Origin of the sequence: Prauserella muralis, from assembly GCF_003202285.1 — a bacterium.
Classification (GTDB): Bacteria; Actinomycetota; Actinomycetes; order Mycobacteriales; family Pseudonocardiaceae; genus Prauserella_B; species Prauserella_B muralis.
In genome coordinates this window covers 878165-900793 of sequence record NZ_MASW01000001.1, presented here as the reverse complement: position 1 = coordinate 900793, position 22629 = coordinate 878165, and the positions used below count along the sequence as shown (strand labels likewise).

The 22629-nt window shown below is 72.1% G+C and carries 19 protein-coding genes; 10 read left to right on the top strand and 9 right to left on the bottom strand.

Translation table 11 applies throughout. The annotated features are described in order from the left end of the window. The first annotated feature begins 27 nt into the window (after positions 1-27). Together BAY60_RS05215 and BAY60_RS05210 are read left to right on the top strand one after the other, a co-directional pair. A complete protein-coding gene (locus BAY60_RS05215) occupies positions 28-798 on the top strand; it encodes a deoxyribonuclease IV (protein WP_112279648.1) in 771 nt (256 codons plus the stop codon). Then, the gene (locus BAY60_RS05210; protein WP_245992332.1) at positions 785-2170 is read left to right on the top strand and encodes a glycosyltransferase family 87 protein; all 1386 of its coding nucleotides are present in this window, start codon (positions 785-787) and stop codon (positions 2168-2170) included. Before BAY60_RS05215 ends, BAY60_RS05210 begins: the two co-directional genes overlap by 14 nt. Here BAY60_RS05210 and BAY60_RS05205 read toward each other — a convergent pair. The 3 genes from BAY60_RS05205 to BAY60_RS05195 all read right to left on the bottom strand — a co-directional run bounded on the left by BAY60_RS05205 (position 2056) and on the right by BAY60_RS05195 (position 7036). Then, on the bottom strand, positions 2056-3588 hold the full coding sequence (locus tag BAY60_RS05205) for a glycosyltransferase family 87 protein (RefSeq protein WP_112279647.1): 1533 nt from the start codon (positions 3586-3588) through the stop codon (positions 2056-2058). The genes BAY60_RS05210 and BAY60_RS05205 overlap by 115 nt on opposite strands. A gap of 81 nt (positions 3589-3669) precedes the next feature. Next, positions 3670-6540: a transglycosylase domain-containing protein gene (locus BAY60_RS05200; RefSeq protein ID WP_245992331.1), complete on the bottom strand. Its 2871-nt coding sequence runs from the start codon at positions 6538-6540 to the stop codon at positions 3670-3672. Positions 6541-6637: 97 nt separating this feature from the next. Then, positions 6638-7036, bottom strand: coding sequence for a DUF5318 domain-containing protein (locus tag BAY60_RS05195; RefSeq protein WP_112280729.1), 399 nt, complete (start codon positions 7034-7036; stop codon positions 6638-6640). A gap of 250 nt (positions 7037-7286) precedes the next feature. Here BAY60_RS05195 and BAY60_RS05190 point away from each other — a divergent pair, with 250 nt between their 5' ends. Together BAY60_RS05190 and BAY60_RS05185 are read left to right on the top strand one after the other, a co-directional pair. After that, positions 7287-7871 carry a PadR family transcriptional regulator gene (locus BAY60_RS05190; RefSeq protein WP_112279645.1) on the top strand — a complete coding sequence of 195 codons (585 nt, stop codon included), beginning with the start codon at positions 7287-7289 and terminating at the stop codon, positions 7869-7871. A 13-nt stretch (positions 7872-7884) separates the two neighbouring features. Further along, positions 7885-8973 carry an inositol-3-phosphate synthase gene (locus BAY60_RS05185; RefSeq protein ID WP_112279644.1) on the top strand — a complete coding sequence of 363 codons (1089 nt, stop codon included), beginning with the start codon at positions 7885-7887 and terminating at the stop codon, positions 8971-8973. A gap of 83 nt (positions 8974-9056) precedes the next feature. On the opposite strand, the gene BAY60_RS05180 is transcribed toward BAY60_RS05185, so the two are convergent. After that, a complete protein-coding gene (locus tag BAY60_RS05180) occupies positions 9057-9707 on the bottom strand; it encodes an HAD family hydrolase (protein ID WP_112279643.1) in 651 nt (216 codons plus the stop codon). A gap of 119 nt (positions 9708-9826) precedes the next feature. Here BAY60_RS05180 and BAY60_RS05175 point away from each other — a divergent pair, with 119 nt between their 5' ends. The 3 genes from BAY60_RS05175 (at position 9827) to BAY60_RS05165 (ending at position 13977) form a co-directional block, all read left to right on the top strand. Then, positions 9827-11044, top strand: a complete 1218-nt coding sequence (locus BAY60_RS05175) for an MFS transporter (RefSeq protein ID WP_112279642.1) — start codon at positions 9827-9829, stop codon at positions 11042-11044. A gap of 113 nt (positions 11045-11157) precedes the next feature. Then, the gene (locus BAY60_RS05170) at positions 11158-13245 is read left to right on the top strand and encodes a PhoX family protein (RefSeq protein WP_112279641.1); all 2088 of its coding nucleotides are present in this window, start codon (positions 11158-11160) and stop codon (positions 13243-13245) included. A gap of 39 nt (positions 13246-13284) precedes the next feature. Beyond that, a complete protein-coding gene (locus BAY60_RS05165) occupies positions 13285-13977 on the top strand; it encodes an SDR family oxidoreductase (protein WP_112279640.1) in 693 nt (230 codons plus the stop codon). Positions 13978-14142: 165 nt separating this feature from the next. Here BAY60_RS05165 and BAY60_RS05160 read toward each other — a convergent pair whose 3' ends face one another. Next, positions 14143-15450: an amidohydrolase family protein gene (locus BAY60_RS05160; protein ID WP_112279639.1), complete on the bottom strand. Its 1308-nt coding sequence runs from the start codon at positions 15448-15450 to the stop codon at positions 14143-14145. A 71-nt stretch (positions 15451-15521) separates the two neighbouring features. Here BAY60_RS05160 and BAY60_RS05155 point away from each other — a divergent pair, with 71 nt between their 5' ends. Then, on the top strand, positions 15522-15956 hold the full coding sequence (locus tag BAY60_RS05155) for an SRPBCC family protein (protein ID WP_112279638.1): 435 nt from the start codon (positions 15522-15524) through the stop codon (positions 15954-15956). A gap of 7 nt (positions 15957-15963) precedes the next feature. On the opposite strand, the gene BAY60_RS05150 is transcribed toward BAY60_RS05155, so the two are convergent. Beyond that, positions 15964-16623, bottom strand: coding sequence for a response regulator (locus BAY60_RS05150; RefSeq protein WP_112279637.1), 660 nt, complete (start codon positions 16621-16623; stop codon positions 15964-15966). Beyond that, positions 16620-18365, bottom strand: coding sequence for a sensor histidine kinase (locus tag BAY60_RS05145; protein ID WP_112279636.1), 1746 nt, complete (start codon positions 18363-18365; stop codon positions 16620-16622). The genes BAY60_RS05150 and BAY60_RS05145 overlap by 4 nt, the downstream gene beginning before the upstream one ends. Positions 18366-18508: 143 nt before the next feature. Between BAY60_RS05145 and BAY60_RS05140 the strand changes: the two genes are divergently transcribed. Continuing rightward, on the top strand, positions 18509-19228 hold the full coding sequence (locus BAY60_RS05140) for an ABC transporter ATP-binding protein (protein ID WP_112279635.1): 720 nt from the start codon (positions 18509-18511) through the stop codon (positions 19226-19228). Further along, the gene (locus tag BAY60_RS05135) at positions 19225-21450 is read left to right on the top strand and encodes an FtsX-like permease family protein (protein WP_112279634.1); all 2226 of its coding nucleotides are present in this window, start codon (positions 19225-19227) and stop codon (positions 21448-21450) included. Before BAY60_RS05140 ends, BAY60_RS05135 begins: the two co-directional genes overlap by 4 nt. Before the next feature lie 9 nt (positions 21451-21459). Here the strand turns inward: BAY60_RS05135 and BAY60_RS05130 are convergent, their stop codons facing one another. Both BAY60_RS05130 and trmB read right to left on the bottom strand, forming a co-directional pair. After that, positions 21460-21906, bottom strand: coding sequence for a MarR family winged helix-turn-helix transcriptional regulator (locus BAY60_RS05130; protein WP_112279633.1), 447 nt, complete (start codon positions 21904-21906; stop codon positions 21460-21462). After that, positions 21903-22607, bottom strand: coding sequence for a tRNA (guanosine(46)-N7)-methyltransferase TrmB (trmB, locus tag BAY60_RS05125; protein ID WP_112279632.1), 705 nt, complete (start codon positions 22605-22607; stop codon positions 21903-21905). The genes BAY60_RS05130 and trmB overlap by 4 nt, the downstream gene beginning before the upstream one ends. Positions 22608-22629 lie beyond the last annotated feature (22 nt).

Below are 22629 nucleotides of genomic sequence, written 5' to 3'. Positions count from 1 at the left end.
TCGGTCGCGAATCGTTACCCTCTTCCCATGCTGATCGGCGCGCATGTCCGCGATGACGACCCGCTGTCCGCGGCGCGGGAGCGCGGCGCCGACGCGGTGCAGTTCTTCCTCTCCGACCCGCAGGGCTGGAAGAAGCCGCAGCCGCATCCACAGGCCGCCGAGTTCGGCCCCGCCGGGGTGACGGTGTTCATCCACTCGCCCTACATCGTGAACGTGGCGTCGCTGAACAACCGGATCCGGATCCCGTCGCGCAAGATCGTCACGCAGCACGCCGACGGCGCCGCGCACGTCGGGGCCAAGGGCCTGATCGTGCACGGCGGGCACGTGCGCAAGGGCGAGGACGTCGCGGAGGGGCTGGCCAACTGGCGCAAGCTGTTCGAGCGCCAGGCCGAGCAGGGCGGGTTCGCCGTGCCCCTGCTCATCGAGAACACGGCGGGCGGCGAGGGCGCGATGACGCGCGACCTCGACATGATCGCCCGGCTGTGGGACGAGGTGGGCTCGTTCGGCGCCGGGTTCTGCCTCGACACCTGCCACGCCTACTCGGCGGGCTGGGACCTGGAGCAGGCCGTGGACAAGGTCCTGGCCATCACGGGCCGCATCGACCTCGTGCACCTGAACAACTCGCGCGACGAGTTCGGCTCGCAGCGCGACCGGCACGCCAACGTGGTCGGCGGCGACGGCACGATCGACCCGCGGGTGCTCGCCGGGGTGGCGAAGGCGGCGGGCGCTCCGGTGGTCGTCGAGACCCCCGCCGACGGCCAGGCCGCCGACATCGAGTTCCTGCGTGAGTTCGGCTGAACAGCGCTCGCCGCACCGGGTGCGGGTCGCGGTGCTGGTGTTGCTGTGCGGGCTGACGCTCGCCGCGGGACTGGCCAACAAGCTGCGCTGCACCGGGCCCGGCTTCGACGCCTCCGGCCGCAGCACGCCGGGCTACGCCGAACGCAACTTCACCGACGTCTGCTACTCCGACATCCAGTTCCTGTGGCTCGGCCGTGACCTGGACCGGCACACGTTTCCCTACGTGCACGGCGACCTCGAAGGGGACACGCTCGTCGGCGGCGCACTGGAGTACCCGGTGCTCACCGGGCTGCTCGCGTGGGCGGGCGCGGCGTTCGCGTCGAACGACGCCGAGTTCCTGCTGTTCTCCGCGGTCCTGCTCGCGCCGTTCGGCCTGCTCACGGCGTGGTTGCTGGGCAGGCTCGCCGGCTGGAGAGCCCTGCTGTGGGCGCTCGGTCCCCCGCTCGTGCTCTACGCGTTCCACAACTGGGACCTCGCCGCCGTCGCGTGCGCGGTGGGCGCGTTCTTCGTCGTGTACCGCGGCCGCGGCTCGAGCGCCACGCGGCTGGGGTGGGCGGCGGCGCTGCTCGGGATCGGGTTCGCGCTCAAGCTGTATCCCGGGCTGTTCGTGGTGCCGCTGGCCCTCTACGCGCTGGCGCACGCGGGACGGCAGGACGCCGCGCGTGTCGTGGCTATCGCCGCGGCGACGGCGGTGGGGATCAACGTGCCGTTCGCGCTCGCCGGGTTCGAGGGCTGGTGGGCGTCGTTCGAGTTCCAGGGGCAGCGAGCGGTCGACGGCACCACGAACTCGGTGTGGTTCTGGGGTGTGCGCCTGCTGTTCGGCAGCGGAGCCGAGGGTGCCGAGGCCTTCCAGTCCTTTGCCGACGTCGCCTCGCCGCTGCTGGTGCTCGGCTCACTGACGCTGGCGTGCCTGCTGGGCTGGCGCCGCTACCGAAGGGAGGGCACCTACCCGCTGCTCGCGGTGTCGGCCGCGGCGCTCGCCGGGTTCCTTCTGCTGCACAAGGTGCACTCACCGCAGTACACGCTGTGGCTGCTGCCGATGTTCGTGCTCCTGCGCGTCCGGTGGGGGTGGATCCTGGGTTACCTGCTCGCCGACCTGGCGATGGGCATCGGGATCTTCCGCTGGTACGGCGCACTCGGCGAGGGCGCGGGCGGCATCCACGAAGGCTTCGCCGCGCAGGCGGTGGTGATCGGCGTGTGGGGCAGGGCCGCGCTGCTGGCGGGGCTGTTCGTGGCGTTCCTTGCGGCCGAGCCCGCTCACGCCCTCGCGGACCGGCGGCGGACCACCACCACGTCGGGGGCGCCGTCGAGCACACCGCCTGCCGGGTCGTCGTCGCCGCTGGTGCGCACGACGTCCTCGGAAGGCCGGTAGATCTCCCGGATCACCAGCGCGCAGACCAGCACCACCACGAGGTCGCGCACCACCACGGTGCCGAGGAACCAGCCCTCGGGAAGCCCCTTGTTGTCGACGCCGAGGTAGTAGAACATCCTCGGCGCCCACACGAGCGCGTCGACGACCATCCACGCCAGCAGCAGGCGCCAGCGCGGGATCGCCAGCACGGCGAGCGGGACGAGCCACAGCGAGTACTGCGGGCTCCACACCTTGTTGGTGAGCAGGAACGCGGCGACCACGAGCAGGCACAGCTGGGCCACCCTCGGTCTGCGGGGCGCGGTGAGGCCGATGTAGGCGATGCCGGCGCAGCAGAGCAGGAACAGCGCCCCGCTCACGGCGTTGAGCCAGGTCGGCGTCTCACCGAACGACAGCGCACCGTCGAAGCCCGCCCACCCGGTGAAGTAGGACACGACGTTGTAGATCGAGTCGGGGTCCATGCCGCGCTCGGTGTTGAGCCGGAAGAACTCGGCCCAGCCGTCGGGGGTGAACACCATGAACGGCAGGTTCACCGCCAGCCAGGTGCCCGCGGCGGCCAGCGCCGTCCTGCCCCACTCGCGCACTCTGCCCGCGCGCAGGCACAGCACGAGCAGCGGCCCGAGCAGGAACAGCGGGTACAGCTTCGCCGCCGCGCCGATGCCGAGCAGGACCCCGGCGAGCGCGGGTCTGCGGCGGGCCCACGCGAGCAGGCCGACGGCGGCGAACGCGGTGGACAGCGTGTCGAAGTTGGTGAACGCGTGCACGATCACCAGGGGGGACGCGGCGACGAGCGCGGCGTCCCACGGTCGTCGTCTCGCCGTTCTGGCGACGGCCCACACGGTCACCAGCCAGGCCACCGCCAGGAACAGGGCCGTGAGGTTGAAGTAGACCGCCACCGGCAGCGCGCCGGGCAGCCAGCCTGCCGCCGCGACGCCGGTCCAGGCGTGCGTGAGCTTGGCGTTGACCCACTGGAACAGGCCGGTGAGCACGGGGTACTCCATGTAGCGCACCTGCTCGCGCTCCGTGCCCGCGTTCTCGACCCAGCTGGTGGCGTAGGGGAAGGTGTCCTCGCGGTCCAGCCGCTCCGCCGCGTACAGCGGGACGATGTCGGAGTAGCACATCGCCACGTACGGCCTGCCCGAGCGCCAGTCGAGCTCCGCCTGACCCTGGTCGTTGACGTACTGCTGGATGCAGGCCGCCTTGCCGAACCAGCCGAGCGTCAGCGCGACGACGGCGAGCAGGAGGCCGACCCGCAGCGGGGACCAGAACCAGTGCCTGCCCACGGCGGCGTGCTCGCCGAGCGGTCCGCCGAGCGGGCGGGTCGCCGCCGCGAGTGCGGGGTCCTCCCGGCTCGGGGCGACCCGCTGTGAAGGGTCCAGCGACATCGTGTCGGGCGTCGGTGCCGGACGCGGATCACGCATATCGCTGGACACCCGCCGCATGTTACGGCGTGGGCGCCCGGCCCGGTGACCACCGGGTGCCGGGTGCCCACAACCGGCGCGTCAGTTGTTGCCGCCGCCGCCCTCGGACGGATCGCGGCCCCACTCCCCGCCGGGCAGGATGCCGGTCGGCCGGGACGGGTCGTCGGTCTCCGTCTCGTCGGTGCTGGTCTCCGTCTCCGTGCTGGAGGTCGGCGTTGGCGTCTCCGTGGTCGGGCTCGGGGGCGGGGGCGGTGTCGTCGTCGACGACGTGCTGGACGGGGCGCTCGACGTGGGCGACGAGTCGTCCTCCTCCGGCACCGTCGGCACCTTGCCGATGGGCTCCACCTCGGGGAACTCGGCCTCCGGCATGCCCTCCAGGTAGAGGTTCATGAACTCCTGCCAGATCTCGCCCGGTAGGCCACTGCCGTAGATGGGACTGCCGCTGGCGTCGCGGATGGCGACCGTGTTGCGGTCGGCGCCCACGTAGCTCGCGGTCGAGATCTGCGGCGTGTAGCCGACCATCCAGGCCTGCGAGTTGTCGTTGACCGACTTCTCACCGTCCGGGCTCACGTACTGGTGGGTTCCCGTCTTGCCCGCGCACGGCCTGCCGTCGGCGCACGCGATCTCCGACGAGATCGGCACGGGCAGCAGCGACTGCGTGACGTTGCCCGCGATCTGCTTGCTCTTCTCCGGGTCGGAGCTGAACGCGGGTTCGCCCTTGGTGGCCGCCTTGGTGGTCTCGTCGAAGATCACGTCGCCGTCGGAGGTGGTGAGCTTCGCGACGAAGTGGGTGTCGTGCCGGACACCGTTGGCCGCGAACGTGGCGTACGCGCCCGCCATGTCGGTGGGCGTGACCAGCGTGTCACCACCACCGATGGAGATGTTGCCGTCGAGGCTGCCCATCGTGGCCAGGTCGCCGTGCTTCTCCGGGATGCCGGCGTCCAGCGCGGCGTCCACGACGGCCTTCGGGCCGAGTTCGTTGACCACCATGTCGTAGAACACGGTGTTGATCGAGCGTTCCATGGCCTCGGCCACGGTGCACTGCGGGCACTGCGCGTTCTCCGAGTTGCTCACCGTGACGCTGCCGAACTGGCGGGGCGAGCTGCCGTCGTAGACCTCGCCGAGCCCCTTGCCGCGTTGCAGCAGCGCCACGAGGTCGAACGGCTTGTACGCGGAACCGGGGTTGCGCGGGGTGTTGGCCCAGTCGATCTCGTCCACGCCCGGCTTGTTGGGACCGCCGTAGTAGGCGAGGACCCCGCCGGTTCTCGGGTCGACGGCGACCAGTGCTCGCTTCAGCCCGGCGGGCTGGTCGGCCATCACCTCGTTGACGGCGCGCTTGGCGAGCCGTTGCGCCCGCTCGTCGATGGTGAGGTAGACCTTGTAGCCGCCCGACTGCAGCTTCTCCTCGGGATAGCCCTTGGCCTCCAGCTCGGCCTTGACCCGCTGCTCGATGAACGCGTCGGGGCCGGTGATGGCGTCGGGCTTGGACTGCTCGACCGGGATGGGTGTGGGGACCTTGGCCGCGCGCCGCTCGGCTTCGGTGATCCACCGGTTCTTCACCATCTGGTCCATCACGTAGGTCCAGCGGCTCAGGCGCACCTCGGCGTTCTCGGAGCGGCCCGGCTGCTGGATCATGCCGGCCAGCAGCGCCGCCTCCGAGGCGTTGAGGTCCTTGGCGTCCTTGCCGAAGTAGGCCTGCGCGGCGGTCTGGATGCCGTAGGCGCCACGTCCGAAGTAGATCGTGTTGAGGTACGCCGTGATGATCTCGTCCTTGGACTGCTCGTTGTTCATCTTGAACGCCTTGACGAGCTCGGTCCACTTCCGGGTGTAGGAGTACTCCTCGTTCTGCGTGGCCTTCTTGATGTACTGCTGGCTGATGGTCGAGCCACCGCCGACACCGCCGGTGACCTGGTTCCACGCGGCCCGCATGATGCCGCTGATGTCGAAGCCCGCGTTGGTCTCGAACGTGGCGTCCTCCGCCGCGTACACGGCGTGCCGCACGACGGGGGTGATGTCCTCCGGCTTGAGGATGATCCGGTTGCCGCCGTCGGGCGGGATGTCCCTGCCCATCTCCTTGCCGTTGGCGTAGTAGAAGGTCACGACCTTGCCCTGTTCGGCGGCGACCTCCTCGGGGCTGGGCACGTCCACGAGGAAGTAGGTGATCGTGAACGCCAGCGCGGGCAGCACGAGAAAGATTCCGACGCAGGCGTACAGCGTGCGCCGGATGCGGCGCCAGCGGCGCTTCTTGCGCTGGGCGGGGGTCAGCGGGGCCTTGTCCGCGCCGGTCCCGTCGGGGTCCTCGTCGAACCCGCTCTCGTGGAACCGCTGGTCGTCGTCGGACCAGCGGTCGTCGTCGTAGCCGTACCCGTCGTGGTCGTCGTAGCCGTAGCCGTCGTGGTCGTCATGGCCGGTGCCGTTGTGGGCACGGTGTGTGATGAGTTCGGGTTCGCGGTCCTCGGGCGCGCCGGGTGCGGGCGGGACGAGGCCGGTCGGCTGGTCGGCGGCGGACCGTCCGCCCTGCTGCCGCGGAGGGGGCGGTGGCTGCCGCCGGACGTTCTGCGGCGGGCCGCCGGGAGGCCGGGACCCGGGAGGCGGCGGACCCTGCTGTCCCCTGCCGGGAGGGGGCGGCGGCATCGGCCTTCCGCCCTGGGGGTGGTGCGGAGGCACGCCCTGCCGGGGACCCGCGGGAGGCCTGCCCCCGCCGTCGGGCCTGCGGGGCGGGTGCTGTCCCTCGCCGCCCGGCCACTGTGGCTGCTGCGGGGACTGCGGGGGTTGCGGCTGCCGGGGCTGGCGCGGCTGCTGGGGGCGGACGTACCGCGGGGGTCGTTGCGGCCGGACGGGCTCGTCGCCCGAGGGCCACTGTGGCCCGGGCTCGTCACCGGACGGCCACTGGCCGTGCCTGCCGGACGGAGGCTCTTCCTCCGGCCAGCCGTGATTACCGTGGTCGTTCACTACAAGACCCTCCCAGATCGGCGCGTCGGGGTACGCCGTTCTGCGGACCGAACCCTAACTGCGTGGCGGGACTCCGCACCCAAGCCCGTGTGTGCCGTCACTGCCCTGCGGTCCTCCGCGGGCGGGGGTGCGGTGTTCCGGTACCGAGGACGTACGACTGGACCAGGTGGTTCCAGCCGCACGATCGGCAGACTTCCACTACGTAGACGGTGAACTCGCCGAAGAGGTTGGCCATGCGCTCCAGTTCCTCGGGCGCGCGGGCCGAGCCTGCCGCGTGCTTGAGCTCATCGCCGTAGACCCAGGAGACGTGGGTGAGGGTCTCCTTGCGGCACACCGGGCACGAGGTCTTGCTGGGCTGGCCGTGGAACCGGGCCGCCCTGAGCAGGTACGGGGTGGCGTCGCAGACGTCCATGGTGCTGACCCGGCCGGAGTGGAACTCGGCCAGCAGCGCACGGCGCTGTAGCGCGTAGTCGACGACCTGCCGCTGGTTTCGCACCACAACAGAGTACGTGGTTCGAGGCCGACGGTGACGGGGCGTTGGCCGAGGTGACCGCTGCGTGCCGCTCGACACGCCGCGCCGTTGATAACGGTTCGGTTAACTTGGCCAGGCCGAGGGGTGGATCGGAGGTTATCTGCGCCACTCCGATGTATCACCTCGATATAATGGGTAGGTAGGTTAGTGACGTCGCCAGCGTTTCACCGGCAACGCCGGGTGGTGGCGTTTCGTTCCCGGGAGGGGGTGCATCGTGCTGGAGTTCGCGATTTTGGGGCTGCTGCACGAAGCGCCCATGCACGGCTACGTGCTGCGCAAGCGTTTGCACGAGACGTTGGGCATGTTCCGGACGTTCTCGTACGGCTCGCTGTATCCGACACTGCGCCGGATGCTGCGGGCAGGCTGGATCGTCGAGGAGCCCGCCGACCCGGTCGCGGGATGGAACCGCAGGGCGAAGCGCGTGTACAAGCTCACCGCGGACGGCAAGGAGCGCTTCGCCGAGCTGCTTTCCGACGCCGGCCCGCAGACGTGGGACGACGAGGGCTTCGGTGTCCATCTGGCGTTCTTCTCGAGGACACCGGCCGACGTCAGGATGCGCATCCTGGAGGGTCGGCGCCGCCGGGTCGAGGAGCGCCGCGAAGGTCTTCGGGCAGCGTTGGCCAGGGCCGAGGAGAAGATCGACCGCTACACCCGTGAGCTGCACCAGCTCGGCCTGGAGACCAGCGAGCGGGAAGTGCGCTGGCTCAACGAGCTGATCGCGCACGAGCAAGCCGAGCAGCGAGGGACGCAGACCTTCAACGGTGGCTCGGCACGACCTACCCACACGGAAGACGAGTAAGGGAGATACCGGCATGGGCGAGAACCGCCGCGTAAGGGTGGCCATCGTTGGCGTCGGCAACTGTGCGGCATCGCTGGTCCAGGGCGTTCACTACTACCGGGACGCCGACCCGAGCGCGCGCGTGCCCGGCCTGATGCACGTTCAGTTCGGGGACTACCACGTGCGCGATGTCGAGTTCGTCGCCGCGTTCGACGTGGACGCCAAGAAGGTTGGGCAGGATCTCTCCGACGCGATCCTCGCCAGCGAGAACAACACCATCAAGCTGTGCGACGTGCCGCCGCTCGGCGTCGCCGTGCAGCGCGGGCACACGCTCGACGGGCTCGGCCGCTTCTACCAGGAGACGATCCAGGAGAGCGACGAGGCGCCGGTGGACGTCGCCGCGGCACTGAAGGCCGCCGAGGTCGACGTCCTGGTGTCCTACCTGCCGGTCGGCTCCACGGAGGCCGCGCGGCACTACGCGCAGGCCGCCCTCGACGCCGGTGTCGCCTTCGTCAACGCCATCCCGGTGTTCATCGCCTCCGACCCGGAGTGGGCGGCGAAGTTCGAGCAGGCGGGGGTGCCGATCGTCGGCGACGACATCAAGTCGCAGGTCGGGGCGACCATAACTCACCGGGTCCTCGCGCGGCTTTTCGAGGACAGGGGTGTCCAGCTCGACCGCACCATGCAGCTCAACGTGGGCGGCAACATGGACTTCAAGAACATGAAGGAGCTGGAGCGGCTGGAGTCGAAGAAGATCTCCAAGACCCAGGCCGTCACCTCGCAGATCGACCGCGACCTCGGCAAGGCCAACGTCCACGTCGGCCCTTCCGACTACGTGCAGTGGCTTGACGACCGCAAGTGGGCCTACGTGCGGCTGGAGGGCAGGGCCTTCGGCGACGTTCCGCTGAACCTGGAGTACAAGCTCGAGGTGTGGGACTCCCCGAACTCCGCGGGCATCATCATCGACGCCGTGCGCGCCGCGAAGATCGCCAAGGACCGCGGCATCGGCGGCCCGCTGCTGTCGGCGTCGTCCTACTTCATGAAGTCGCCGCCGGTCCAGTACGACGACTCGACCGCGCGGGACTCCGTCGAGAAGTTCATCAACGGCGAGGTCGAGCGCTGAGGGCGCCGGCACCGCTGCGCTGAAGGGGCGCCCGGGCCGCGGTCTCCGCGGTCGGGCGCCCTTTCGCGTGCCCGGTCGCCTGCTCAGGCCGCGAGCGCGCGCAGCGCCGACGGCAGCGCACCGACGTCCGGGATGGTGGCGGCCACCTCGGCCAGCACCGCCTCGTCGGGCGGGAAGTGCGGGTTCGGCACGCCGATCACGGTCATCCCGGCCGCGAGCGCCGCACGCAGGCCGTTGGTCGAGTCCTCCACGGCCGCGCACGACGCCGGGTCCACGCCGAGGCGTCCGGCCGCCTCGAGGTAGACGTCCGGGGCGGGCTTTCCCGCGCTGACCTGTTCGCTGGACACGGCGACGCCCACCAGGCCGGTGAGCTGCGTGGCGGACAGGAACGCGTCGATGAGCACGGGCGGCGACGAGCTGGCGATGGCGACCGGATAGTCGGCGGCGACCGTGCGCACGGCCTGTTCCGCACCGGGCAGCACGGGCGGGCCCTCAGCGTAGCGGCGGGTCATCTCGGTGACGACGAGGTCAGCGGCCCGTTCGGGCGTGAGCCGCGCGCCCAGCTCCTCCACCAGGTAGGCCGCCCATTCCGGCGTGCTCATCCCCTGCTGGGCGCGGGTGGCCTCGGGGGTCCACCGTCCGCCGTGCTCGGCCACCACGGACCTGCGCACCTCGTCCCACAGCTGTTCCGAGTCGACGAGCACCCCGTCGAGATCGAAGATCACGGCTCTCATGTCCCGCAGCCTACGTGTGCGCGACATTACTTCGCGTAGCTAAGCAATAGCGTTAGCCTTGCTAAGGAATGTGGAGTCGCCGGCTGCTGGCCCCAGCAGCGAGGAGGAACCCGCCGCCGATGAGCAACGATCACCACTCGAGCCTGCTCGACGCCGTGCGCGGTCAGCCGAAGCAGGTCTGGATCACCGCGTTCGCCGCCGTCATCGCCTTCATGGGAATCGGGCTGGTCGACCCGATCCTGCTGTCCATCGCCGAGGGGCTGCACGCGAGCCCTTCGCAGGTGACGCTGCTGTTCTCCTCCTACCTCGGCGTCCAGGTGGTGGCCATGCTCGGGACGAGCGCGGCCGCCGCCCGGTTCGGGGCGAAACGCACCGTGCTTGCCGGGCTGTCGCTCATCGTGCTCGCCACCGCGCTGTGCACGGTCGCGGGTTCCATCGAGGAACTCGTCGGCCTGCGTGCGGTGTGGGGACTCGGCAACGCGTTCTTCATCGCCACCGCGCTTGCGGTGATCGTCGGGGCCGCGACCGGCGGGCAGGCGGGCGCGATCCTGCTCTACGAGGCCGCGCTCGGCCTCGGCCTCTCCGTCGGGCCGCTGCTCGGCGCCCTGCTGGGCAGCATCTCCTGGCGCGGCCCTTTCCTCGGCACCGCCGTGCTCATGGCGTGCGCGCTCGTGCTGTGCGCCGGGTTCCTCACCAGCGACGCCCACGAACGCAGGCCCCGCATCGGCGTCCTCGATCCGCTCAGGGCGCTGCGTCACGGCGGCCTGCTGCGGACCTCGCTCGGCTCCGCCTGCTACACCGCCGCGTTCTTCGCCGTCCTGGCGTGGTCGCCCTTCGTGCTGGAGTACGGCGCCATCGCCATCGGGCTCATCTTCTTCGGCTGGGGCGTCTGCGTGGCCGTGGCCGGCGTGGTGCTGGCGCCGCGGCTCGCGGCGCGCCTCGGCGAACGCGGGGCCACGATCGTGTCCGTGCTCGGCTACGCCGTGCTGATGCTGCTCATGGCCGTGCCGAGCAAGCCGCTGCTCGTCGTGGCGATCATCGTCAGCGGACTGGTGTCCGGCCTGCTGAACACGTTGTTCACCGGCACAGCCATGTCGATCAGCGGCGCGCCCCGCCCGGTGGCGAGCGCGGGATACAACTTTTGCCGGTGGCTCGGCGGTGCGGCCGCGGCTACTCTCGTCGGACATGTCGCCGCCTGGCTGGGCTTCCCGCAGAGCCCATATCTGGTCGCGGCGGCGCTCTGTCTCGTGGCCGCCTGCCTGCTGGGCATCCGGGCACGCGGGACGGATCCGCACACCGTGCCCGCCGGGGCGGTGTTCGTCGGCGACAGTGCCTGAGCCGGTCCCAGCCGTCCGAGCCGTTCGCCCTTCGTTCACCTGGAAGACCGCGTGGGCTTGCTTTGGGCACTTACCGTCACACGCGTTCCCCTGACTGAGTGACTGGAGGGCTTGTGTCCGTCGAGCCGAGACGTCTGCTGCCGCTGCTGGGTTCCCACCGAACGGGCCGTTCCGCGGTCACGTGCGAGTACCGCTGCGGCAACGCGTGCGCGCACCCCGCGCCGAACCGGTCCGAGAACGAGTACTTCGGCGACGTCGTCAAGAACGTGGTCTCCCGCCGGGGCGCACTGCGGGCCGGGGCGGTGCTGAGCGCCACGGCCGCGGGCTTCGCCGCCCTGTCGGGCACCGCCGCCGCGGTGCCGCCCGCGCTCGCGGGCCGCGGTGGCCACCACGGTCGGCCAGGGCGGCGCGTCCCCGGCACCGACTTCGAGCCGGTGGCCCCCAACACGGCCGACGCCGTCGTGGTCCCCGAGGGCTACGAGCAGCGGGTCGTCATCCGCTGGGGTGACCCGGTGCTGCCCGGCGCGCCCGCGTTCGACTTCTTCAACCAGACGGCCGCCGCGCAGGCCAGGCAGTTCGGCTACAACAACGACTTCGTCGGGCTCATCCCGCAGGACCCGCAGGGCTGGCGCAACCTGCTCGTGGTGAACCACGAGTACACCAGCGAGACGGACATGTTCCCGGCCGGCACCTACGACGAGAACAACCCGACCGAGGAGCAGGTGCGGATCGCCTGGGCCGCCCACGGTCTCACGGTGGTGCAGGCACAGCGCGACCCCCGCGGCGGGCTGAAGGTCGTGCCGAGCCGCTACAGCAGGCGCATCACGATGGACACGCCGTTCGAACTGCGCGGCCCCGCCGCCGGGTCGGACTACCTGAAGACCTCGGCCGACCCGGGCGGCCGCACCGTGCTCGGCACGCAGAACAACTGCGCGGGCGGGGTCACGCCCTGGGGCACCGTGCTCTCCGGCGAGGAGAACTTCAACCAGTACTTCGCCAACGGGGGCACCGTCACCGACCCGGCCGCCGCCGAGCGCCTTTCCCGCTACGGCATCCGCGGCGGCGCCACCAGCCGCAAGTGGGAGCGCTTCGACAAGCGCTGGGACATCGCGCAGGAGCCGAACGAGGTCAACCGGTTCGGCTGGATCGTCGAGATCGACCCGAACGACCCGCACTCCACGCCGGTCAAGCACACAGCGCTCGGACGGTTCAAGCACGAGGGCGCCAACATCCAGATCGCCAGGGACGGCAGGGTCGTCGTCTACATGGGTGACGACGAGCGCTTCGACTACATCTACAAGTTCGTCTCCAAGGGCAAGGCCAAGCGGGGCACGAGCGCCTACGCCCGCAGGCACAACTCGCGCCTGCTCGACGACGGCACCCTCTACGTCGCCCGGTTCACCGGCGACAGCCCGGCGAGCGAGATCGACGGCAGCGGCGCGCTGCCCTCGGACGGCGAGTTCGACGGCACCGGCAGGTGGATTCCCCTCGCCAGCGGCGACAAGTCCTTCGTGGACGGATTCACCGCCGAGGAGGTCTACGTCTTCACCCGGCTCGCCGCCGACAAGGTGAGCCCCACGAAGATGGACCGCCCCGAGGACGTCGAGCCGAACCCGCACAACGGCCGCGTCTACGCGGCGCTGACCAACAACAGCGACCGCGGTGCGGCGGGCAAGGGCGCGGCCGACGAGGCCAACCCTCGCAACGGCAACCGCAACGGCCACGTGCTGGAGTGGGAGGAGCACCGCGGCGACCACACGGCGACCACGTTCTCGTGGCGCCTGCTGCTGGTCTGCGGTGACCCCGCGGCCGCCGACACCTATTTCGGCGGCTTCCCCAAGGACCAGGTGAGCCCGATCTCCTGCCCGGACAACGTGGCGTTCGACGGGCACGGAAACCTGTGGATCTCCACCGACGGCAACGCGCTCGGCTCGAACGACGGCCTGTTCTCGGTGCCGGTGGCAGGCCCGGACCGCGGCCAGGTCAAGCAGTTCCTCACCGTGCCGGTCGGCGCGGAGGCGTGTGGTCCCGTGGTGACCGACGACCTCGTGCTCGTCGCGGTGCAGCACCCCGGCGAGGGCGCGGGCGCCGCCGACCCCGACTCGCACTGGCCCGACGGCGGCACCGCCAACCCGCGGCCGTCGATCGTGTCGGTGTGGAAGAAGGGCCGCTGGGGCGCGGGCAGGATCGGCTACCGGTAACCGTGCGGCGTGGCCGGCCGTGCCCCCTACGGTGGGGGCATGGCTGACCAACCTCTCGCACTCGTCACCGGCGCCTCTCGCGGAATCGGCGCCGCCACCGCCCGCGCGCTCGCCCCGACGCACCGGCTGCTGCTGGGCGGGCGGGACGAGCAGGCGCTCGCCGGGCTCGCGCGGGAGCTGCCCGACGCGCGGCCGTGGCCGGTGGACCTCACCGACCCGGCCGCGCTCGCGTCGGCGGCGGCCGAGTGCGCCGAGCTGCACGTGCTCGTGCACTCGGCGGGCGTGGCGCGGCTCGGGCGGGTCGAGGACTCACCAGCGGAGTCGTGGCGGCACAACCTGGAGGTCAACGTCGTCGCGGTGGCGGAGCTGACCCGGCTCCTGCTGCCCGCGCTGCGGGCCGCGCACGGCCACGTCGTGCTGATCAACTCCGGGCAGGGGCTCGCCGCGCGGGAGGGCTGGGGGCCCTACGCGGCGAGCAAGTTCGCCGTGCGGGCCTTCGCCGACGCGCTGCGTGCGGAGGAGGAGCCGCACGGTGTGCGCGTCACGTCGGTGTACCCGGGCCGCACGGACACCGAGATGCAGCAGGCGGTCGTCGCCGGCGAGGGCGGCGAGTACACGCCCGAGAAGTACCTGCGGCCCGAGTCCGTGGCCGCCGCCGTGCACGCCGCCGTGTCGGCGAGCCCGGATGCCCACCTCACCGAGGTCACCATCCGCCCCCGCCCCAACCGCTGACCGCCGCCCCCAAGCTCCCCAATGCCACATTCGTAGCGTTCAACTTCCCCAATGCGGCATTCGTAGCGCCCGCCCGTCTCCCACCACCACCCAGACGGAGGCGCTCCGCGCCGCTGCGCCGATTCAGCGCCACCAATGCCGCATTGGGGAGACGTGGCGGGGGTGTCAGGCGCGGAGGCGGGCGGCGGCGGTCGCCACCTCGGCCTGCGCGGCGGCGCGGTCGACGCGCAGCGGCTCCCCCTCGCCCACCACCTGCTCACCGGCCACCCACACGTCGCGCACCCTGCGGGAGCCCGCCGCCCACACCAGGTTCGCCAGCAGCTGGTCGTCGGGAACGTCGAGCCCGGTGGCGAACGCCGGGTCGTCGAGGTCGATGTGCACCACGTCGGCCCAGCGGCCCGCCTCCAGCGCGCCGATGTCGTCGCGGCCGAGCGCCTCGGCGCCGCCGCGCGTGGCCAGCAGCAGCGCGTCCGCGGCCGTGAGCACGGTGGAGTCCTGAGTGGACAGCCGCGCGAGCATGGTGGCCAGCTGGATCTCCTGCCACAGGTCCAGGTCGTCGTTGCTGGCCGGGCCGTCGGTGCCCAGCCCGACCGCCACCGACGCCGCGCGCAGATCGGCCAGCCTCGCGATGCCGGACGCGAGCTTGCCGTTGGACCCCGGGCAGTGTGCGACGCCCGCGCCGTGCGCGGCGAGCACCGCGATGTCCTCATCGGACAGATGAACGGCGTGCGCGGCGATCAGCCTGCCGTCGAGCAGCCCCGTCTGGCGCAGCAGCAGCGGCACCGAGCCGTGCTCCGCGCGCTGCCGCTCGTCCTCGTCCGCCGCCTCCGCGACGTGGATCTGCACGAGCGCCCCGCGCGCCGCCGCCGACTTCGCGATGAGCCCGAGCGCCTCCACGGGCAGCATGTACGCCGAGTGCGCCGCGTAGGACAGCTCGACGCGGTCCCCCGGCCCGAAGCGCAGCCCGTCGGCGTCGATCCAGCGTTCGGTGGCCGTGATCATGCTCCGCCAGTCCAGCCCAGGCAGGTCGATGATCGGGCCGCCAAGCACCACCCTCGCGCCGGTGGCGAGCACCGCGTCGGCGACCTGCTCGGCGTGGAAGTACATCTCGGCGCTCGTGGTGATGCCGTGCCGCAGCATCTCCACCGAGCCGAGCAGCATGCCGGCACGCACGTCGCCGGGCCGCAGCTTCGCCTCGGCGGGCCAGATCACCTCGCGCAGCCAGCGCAGCAGCGGCAGGTCGCCACCCATGCCCCGCAGCAGCACCATCGGGCTGTGCGCGTGCGTGTTGACCAGACCCGGCAGCAGGATGCCCGGAAGCTCCCGCACGGGCGACTCGGCAGGCGGCGCCTGCGCGGCCGGGCCGCAGTAGCTGATCCGCCCGGCCTCGTCGATGTCCACCACGCCGTCCCGGATCACGGAGCAGCGGGCATCGGCGGGCAGGACGACGGGAGCATGCAGGCGAACGGTCATGCTGGCAGATTCTAGTGTCGCGCCCGGGTGGCCCCCGGCGATTACCAGGCACCGAACGAGAGGAGCCGGACATGGACGTCGAGGCGAGCCGGGTCATCGCGGTGGCACCGGAGCGGGTCGCGGCCTACGCGATGGACTGGCGCAACGACGCACGATGGACGCAGGGCATCAGGAACGCCGAGCTCACCACCGAGGCGCCGGGCGGCGGGTTCGGTGTCGGCGCCGAGGTGACCCGCACCGCGTACTTCCTCGGCCGCAGGATCGACTACGTGCTGCGGGTGGTCACCCACGAGCCGCCGTCGATGCTGGAGATGACCTCGGTCGCCGGGCCGTTCCCGATGCACGTGACCTACACCTTCGCCGCGCACCCACAGGGCACGCTGGCCACCATCCGCGTCCGCGGTGACGCGAGCGGGTTCTACCGCGTCGCCGGGCCGGTCATGGCACCGCTGGTGCGCCGCAACCTGCGCAAGGACCTGCGCGACCTGGCAGGCCAGATCGGCTGAGGGGCGTTCAGCCGTCGTCCACGATGCCGTTGCGCCACGCCCAGGCGGCGATCTCCACGCGGTTGCGCGCCCCGATCTTGCTCTGCACCGACGCCAGGTGGGTCTTCACGGTCGACAGCGACAGGTACAGCTCGGTGCCGATCTCGGTGTTGGTGAGTCCCCTCGCGGTCGCCTTCACCACGTCCAGCTCGCGGGCGGTGAGCGGCTCCGCGGGCTGCTCGGGTGCGGTGCGCGCCTTCGGCTGGCCGCTGAAGTGCCGCAGCAGGCGCACCGTGATCTGCGGCGACACCAGCGCGTCGCCCCGGGCGGCCGCGCGCACCGCCTCGATCAGCAGGCCCGGCCCCGCGTCCTTGAGCAGGAAGCCGGACGCACCGCCCTGCAGCGCCGTGTTGACGTACTCGTCGAGGTCGAACGTGGTGACCACGACCACCTTCAGCGGGTCGGCGACGTCCGGGCCGGCGAGCTGCTTGGTGACCTCGAGGCCGTCCATGCCCGGCATCCGGATGTCCAGCAGGCACACGTCCGGGCGCAGCTCGCGCGCCTTGCGCACGGCCTCGATGCCGTCGGCGACGTCGGCCACCACCTCGATGTCGTCCTGCGCGTCGAGGATCATGCGGAAGCCGATGCGCACCATGTCCTGGTCGTCGGCGATCAGTACCCGGATCACTCCCCAGCCGCTCCATCCTCGCCGTCCAGCGGTATCCACACCTCGACCAGCCAGCCACCGTCCGGGCCGGGGCCCGCGGACAGCCTGCCACGCAGCAGCTCCACCCGCTCCCGCATGCCGATCAGACCGTATCCGCCCGCGCCGCCCGCGGGCGGGCCAGGCCGGGCGGTGCCGTTGTCACTCACCCGGATGTGCAGTTCGCCGCCCTCGGCTCGCGCCGACACGGTGGCGAGCGTGGCTCCCTCGGCGTGCTTGCCGACGTTGGTGAGCGACTCCTGCACCAGCCGCAATGCCGAGCGGGCCACCTCCTGTGGCAGGTCGGGCGGAAGGTCCAGGTCGATCTCGGTGGGCACGCCGTGGTTGTTGGCCTCGACGAGCCGCCGCAGGTCCGCGGCGAGGTCCGTGGTGGCCTGCTCGCTGAACTCGCTGCTGCCCGCGGGGGCGTCGCCGCGCATGCTGCGCACGAGCCTGCGCATGGCCACCAGGGCTTCGGTGCCCGCCGTCTCGATCTGCCCGAGCGCGTCCACCACGACCCGGGGATCGCGCTCGCCGAGCATCCTGGCCGCCTGCGCCTGCACCACGATGCCCGTGACGTGGTGGGCCACGACGTCGTGCAGCTCCCTGGCCAGCGCCATCCGCTCCGCGGTCTGCGCGTCCGTGACCGCCGCCTCGACGGTCTTGATCCGTTCGGCCTCGCGGGCCTTGAGGTAGAGGCCGAGCGCCACCGAGATGCCCAGCAGCAGCACCGCCGCCAGCACCATCATGCGCAGGCCCTCGATGCTCTCGGTGGGCCGGTTGGTGAGCGAGGCGATCGCGACGGCGACCGACAACAGTCCGATGTGGGCACCCGCGCGGCGGGGAGACTGGTGACGCACCAGCGTCACGACGACGGCCATGCCCGACAGCACCTGCGTGGGCGGGATGCCGCCGAACGCGCTGTAGCTGGTGTCGGTGTTGCCCACCCACATCAGCAGCGCCGACAGCAGGATCAGCGCGGCGAGCCCCAGTGCCGCCCGGGTCGGGTAGCGCACGGCGAGCACCGTCACGGTGGCGGCCGCGGCCGAGCACGCGAGCACCAGCGCGCCGTCGAGCCCGGATGCCGCCGCCTGGAACATCTCCAGGAACAGCGCCAGGCTCAGCCCGCCGACCAGTGGCCACTGGCCGCGCAGCAGCTCCGGCAGCGTGTGGTGCCGCTGCGACTCGGCGGGCTTGCGCAGCTGCACCCCCACCCCCACCGCGAGCGCCAGGAGCACGAACCCGCCGACGAGCGTCTGGATGAGCTCGTCGCCGGAGTACGCCGACCACCCGCGGCCCACGACGGCCAGCAGCGTCGCCGACACCAGCCCGAAGACGCTGACGAACGCGATGCCACCGCGCGTGGCGCGTACGCACAGGTACACCAGCTCGAAGCCCGCGACCGTCTCGGCGAACGAGATGTCCGACAGCAGCGCCGTGTAGGCGTTCGCGTCGGTCGCGCGGAGCAGCGCGGTGGACAGCACCAGCGCCGCCGAGCCCGCCCAGGTCGCGGTCACCGGCTGGCTGCGGGCCCACACCGCGCAGGCGGAGATCGCGACGATGCCGGGCAGCAGCCACAGGTCGCTGCCTAGGGGCCCGATGCGGTCGACGCTCGCCGGCACGATGATCACCAGGTCGGTGAGCAGCGCGGCGAGCAGCACGATCCCGGGCAGGCCGAGCCACTGGAAGGCGGCGGCGAGCTTCCCGCGAGCAGGGGGTAGGGACACAACGCGACGGTAGAGGATTCCCGCCCGCGCGCACCTTGGCCGTCAGGCCGGTGCCGCCTCGGCCGTTCGGCCGAGGCCGCGTGGTCCAGTCCTGGCCGTCTGTCCGAAGTGCCCGGCCCGGCCGGCGCGCGAGGCTACGGATCATGCATCCACAGACGACAGATCGACCGGGGCAGCTGACCGCCGCGGCGCCCGCGCTCGCCGGGCGGAACCTGGTGAAGCGCTACGGCGCCCAGTACGCGCTGGCCGGGGTCGACATCGACATCCAGCCGGGTGAGGCGGTGGCGATCGTCGGCCCGTCCGGCTCGGGCAAGACCTCCCTGCTGCATGTGCTGGCGGGCATCCTCAAGGCGGACTCGGGCGAGGTGCTGCTCGCCGGGCGCCGGATCGACCAGCTCGGCGAGACCAAGCGCAGCGAGCTGCGGCGCACCGAGTTCGGCTTCGTGTTCCAGTCCGGCATGCTCGTGGCGGAGCTGAGCGCCGAGGAGAACGCCGCGCTGCCGATGCTGCTCGCGGGCGCGGCCAGGGGCGAGGCGCTGGGACGGGCCCGCGAGTGGCTCGGCAGGCTCGGCCTTTCCGGCAAGGAACGCAACCGGCCCGGCGAGCTCTCCGGTGGCGAGGCCCAGCGCGTGGCGATCGCGCGGGCGCTGGCCCACCGGCCGAGCGTCATCTTCGCCGACGAGCCCACCGGCGCGCTCGACACGCGAACCGGCCGCGACACGATGGACGCCCTGCTGGGCGCGGCGGGCGAGCACGGAGCGGCCGTGGTGATCGTGACCCACGACCGCGACCTCGCCGACTCGGTGCCGCGCACCGTGGCGATCCGCGACGGCCGCATCGACACCGCGGGGGGAACGGCATGAGCAGCGTCCGGCTCGCGCTGCGCGTGCTCAGAGTGGACGGGCGCACGCGGACCTCGGCGATCCTCACCGGGCTGGGGGTGGCGGTGGCGACCGCTCTGGTGCTGCTGCTGGTGGGCCTGCCGTTCGCCACCGAGGCGCGGGGCGAACGGTCCATGTGGCAGGAGCCGTCCTACTCGTCGGGGGAGGACGGCCCTGCCACGCTCCTGCTCACCTCCAGCGAGGACTACGCCGACGGCTCGAAGGTCGAGCGGGTGGACGTCGCCCCGCTCACCGATCCGCGGGCGATCGACCTGCCGCCCGGCATCGACCGGCTGCCGGGACCCGGCGAGACGTTGCTGTCGCCGGAGCTGGCCCGGCTCGTGGACGGCACGCCCGGATCGCAGCTGGGCGACCGTTTCGGCGAGGTGGTCGGCGTGCTCGGTGAGGACGCCCTGCAGTACCCGGACCAGCTGGTGGCGCTCGTCGGCCACACCCCGCAGACGATCACACCGGGCGCGCTGCGCCAGGACGGGTTCGCGGTCGGCGGCGCCGAGCAGGACCCGTTGCTGCAGTTGCTCGCCGGGGTCGGTGTGGTGGTGCTGCTCGTGCCGAGCCTGGTGCTGGTCGCCTCGGCGGCCCGGCTGACGGCGGCCCGCAGGGAACGCAGGCTCGCCGCGCTGCGGCTGGCCGGTGCCACGCCGCGGCAGGTGGTCGAGATGGTCGCCGCCGAGACGGCGATCGCCGCGGTGGGGGGCGCGGCGATCGGGTTCGCGGTCAGCCCCGTGCTGCACTCGCTGGCCGCGCACGTGCCGTGGAACGGCGGCACCTGGCAGCCGGGTGACTTCACCCTGCCACTCGCCGTCTCGCTGCCGATCACCGTCGCCATGCCCGTGCTGGTGCTGCTCGCCGCGGTGCTCGCCCTGCGCAGGGTGGTGAGCACCCCGCTGGGGGCGGCGGGCTCCCACGCGCGCAAGCCGCTGCACTGGTGGCGGTTGCTGGCACTGCCGCTGGCCGGGCTCGCGTTCACCCTCGCCGTGACCGCCGACGAGCCGACGATGATGACCGTGCTCGGTGGGCTGCTGCTGATCGTGGCGTCCGCCGCGCTGGTCGGGCCGTGGGTCACCTCCGCAGTGGGCGGCATCTTCGTCCGGATCTGGCGCAGGCCCGCGATGCTGCTGGCGGGCAGGCGGCTGCGGGACGACCCGCGCGGCGCCTACCGGGCCTCGGCCGGTGTGGTGCTGGCCGTGTTCACCGGGTCGATGGCGTTGACGCTGCTGCCGACGTTCGAGTCGATGGCGGGCTCGAGCTCGCCGTACCGCGACTCGGTGCTGTACGTGCCGGGGCTCGACGCGGCCGAGGCACGGCAGATCGCGGAACGGGCCGACGCCGACCTCGCCCGCTACGGCCAGCGGGAACGCACCGCGCAGGTGGGCGAGGTCTACCTGTCCAGGGGACCGGACTCGGGGGAGAGCGCCATGGTTCTGGACTGCGCCTCGGCGGGCACGTTGCTGCGGCTGGACATGGACGGCGCGTGCGCCGGGCAGCCCGGCGTCTACGCCGAGTACCCGATGAACCTCAACGGTGTCCACGTCAGCGCGATCTGGAACGAGCCGGGGCCCGCGCTGGCCGCGGACACGCCGGTGCGGCCGATCAGGGCCACCGACGCCGACGTCTCGTCCGTGCCGGTCATCGACCCCGCGGTGCTGCCGTCCGGGTTCGAGCCGCAGGCGGTCACCGTCGCCGTGGCCGCCACCGAGGCCAACCGGGAGGTCGTGCGCACGGCGCTGGCCGGTGCCGCGGGCGGTGTGCAGGTCGAGAGCAGGGAGATGCGGCTGGCGGACCAGCAGACGCAACTGGAGGACCTGCGGCGGGTGACCGTCATCGGCCTCATCGCCGCCGGGGCGCTCAGCGGGTGCAGCGCCGCGATCGCCACGGCGGGCTCGGTGATGGACCGGCGGCGCACCTTCGGGGCACTGCTCGCCGCGGGCACGCCGGTGCGTGTGCTGGCCAGGGCCCTGCGCACCGAGGCGGCCATGCCGGCCATGGTCGCGACGGTGGGCGCGGGTGCCGTCGGTGTGCTCGTCGGCATGGGCCTGTTCAGCCTCGTCGACGACGGTTCGGTGGTGCTCAGCCCGTGGATCCTGGCTCCCGTGGTGCTGGGCGTCGGGGTGGCGCTGCTGGCCGCGTCGGTGTGCCGCCCCGCGCTCAACCGGGTCCGGGCCGAACCCCTCGCCGACGAGTGAGCCCCAGCCTCACCGCTCGCCGGAGCGCGCCGCGGTGAGCCTGCGGGTGCACAGCCGCAGGGCGTCGCGCAGGGCCTGTACCTGCGCGGCGTCCAGGTCGGCGAGCATCTCCCGCTCCAGCTCGTCCATCCCCCGGTCCAGCTCGGCAAGGACGTCCTCGCCCCGCTCGGTCAGCCGTACCCGCAGCACGCGGCGGTTGGCCGGAGCGGGGCTGCGGGTCACCAGGCCCCGGCGTTCCAGGCCGGCGACCAGCTCCTGCATCGTCTGCGCGCTGACGAACGAGCGGCGCGCCAGCTGCGCCGACGACTGCTCGGGTGCCACGCGCAGCGCGGTCAGCGCCGTGTACTGGGCGGTGGTCAGCCCGTGCGGGCGCACCACGGCGTCCAGGTGTGCCCGCACGGCCAGCTCGAGGCGTTTGACGAGGTAGGCGGTGCGCACGGCGGGAACGTCGGTCACGGCGCGGCGACCTTCTCGAAGATCAGGTCGTGGCTGACCCTGCCCTCCTGTTCGGCCCGCTGCTCGAACTTGGTCACCGGCCGCCACTGCGGCCTCGGCGCCCAGCCGTCGAAGCGATTGCGCAGGGCGGGTTCCCCGGTGCAGACGGCCAACATCTGCTCGGCGTAGTTCTCCCAGTCGGTGGCCAGATGCAGCGTGCCGCCCGAGGCGAGCCGCGACGCGACCAGGCCGACGAAGTCCGGCTGCACGAGCCTGCGCTTGTGGTGGCGCTTCTTCGGCCACGGGTCGGGAAAGAAGATGCGCACCCCGGCCAGCGACCCGGGAGCGATGTGCTCGCTCAGCAGCACCACGGCGTCGCCGTGCAGCAGCCGCAGGTTGTCCACCCCGAGCTTCTCGGCGCGCAGCATGAGCTGGCCGAGCCCGGCCTCGTACACCTCGACCGCCACATAGTTGACCTCGGGCGCCGACGCCGCGAGCTGCGACGTGGTCTCTCCCATGCCGGAACCGATCTCCAGGATCACCGGCGCGGGCCTGCCGAACCAGGCGTCGAAGTCGATCGGGCCCGCGCCGAGGTCGGCCACGCTCCTGCCGAGTTGGGGCCACAGCCGTTCCCACGCCCGCTCCTGGCCCACGGTCATCCGGCCGCCGCGCTTGACGTAGCTGACGACGCTGCGCAGCCGTGGCTCCTGCTCGCTGTCCACGGACGGCACGATAGCCGCGCGG

Excerpts from the sequence above, each read along its gene's own strand:
- BAY60_RS05165 (WP_112279640.1), top strand. The coding sequence starts at position 13,285 with ATGGCTGACCAACCTCTCGCACTCGTCACCGGCGCCTCTCGCGGAATC.
- BAY60_RS05175 (WP_112279642.1), top strand. The coding sequence starts at position 9,827 with ATGAGCAACGATCACCACTCGAGCCTGCTCGACGCCGTGCGCGGTCAG.
- BAY60_RS05180 (WP_112279643.1), bottom strand. The coding sequence starts at position 9,707 with ATGAGAGCCGTGATCTTCGATCTCGACGGGGTGCTCGTCGACTCGGAA.
- BAY60_RS05140 (WP_112279635.1), top strand. The coding sequence starts at position 18,509 with ATGCATCCACAGACGACAGATCGACCGGGGCAGCTGACCGCCGCGGCG.
- BAY60_RS05135 (WP_112279634.1), top strand. The coding sequence starts at position 19,225 with ATGAGCAGCGTCCGGCTCGCGCTGCGCGTGCTCAGAGTGGACGGGCGC.
- BAY60_RS05185 (WP_112279644.1), top strand. The coding sequence starts at position 7,885 with ATGGGCGAGAACCGCCGCGTAAGGGTGGCCATCGTTGGCGTCGGCAAC.
- BAY60_RS05155 (WP_112279638.1), top strand. The coding sequence starts at position 15,522 with ATGGACGTCGAGGCGAGCCGGGTCATCGCGGTGGCACCGGAGCGGGTC.
- BAY60_RS05215 (WP_112279648.1), top strand. The coding sequence starts at position 28 with ATGCTGATCGGCGCGCATGTCCGCGATGACGACCCGCTGTCCGCGGCG.
- BAY60_RS05160 (WP_112279639.1), bottom strand. The coding sequence starts at position 15,450 with ATGACCGTTCGCCTGCATGCTCCCGTCGTCCTGCCCGCCGATGCCCGC.
- BAY60_RS05205 (WP_112279647.1), bottom strand. The coding sequence starts at position 3,588 with ATGCGTGATCCGCGTCCGGCACCGACGCCCGACACGATGTCGCTGGAC.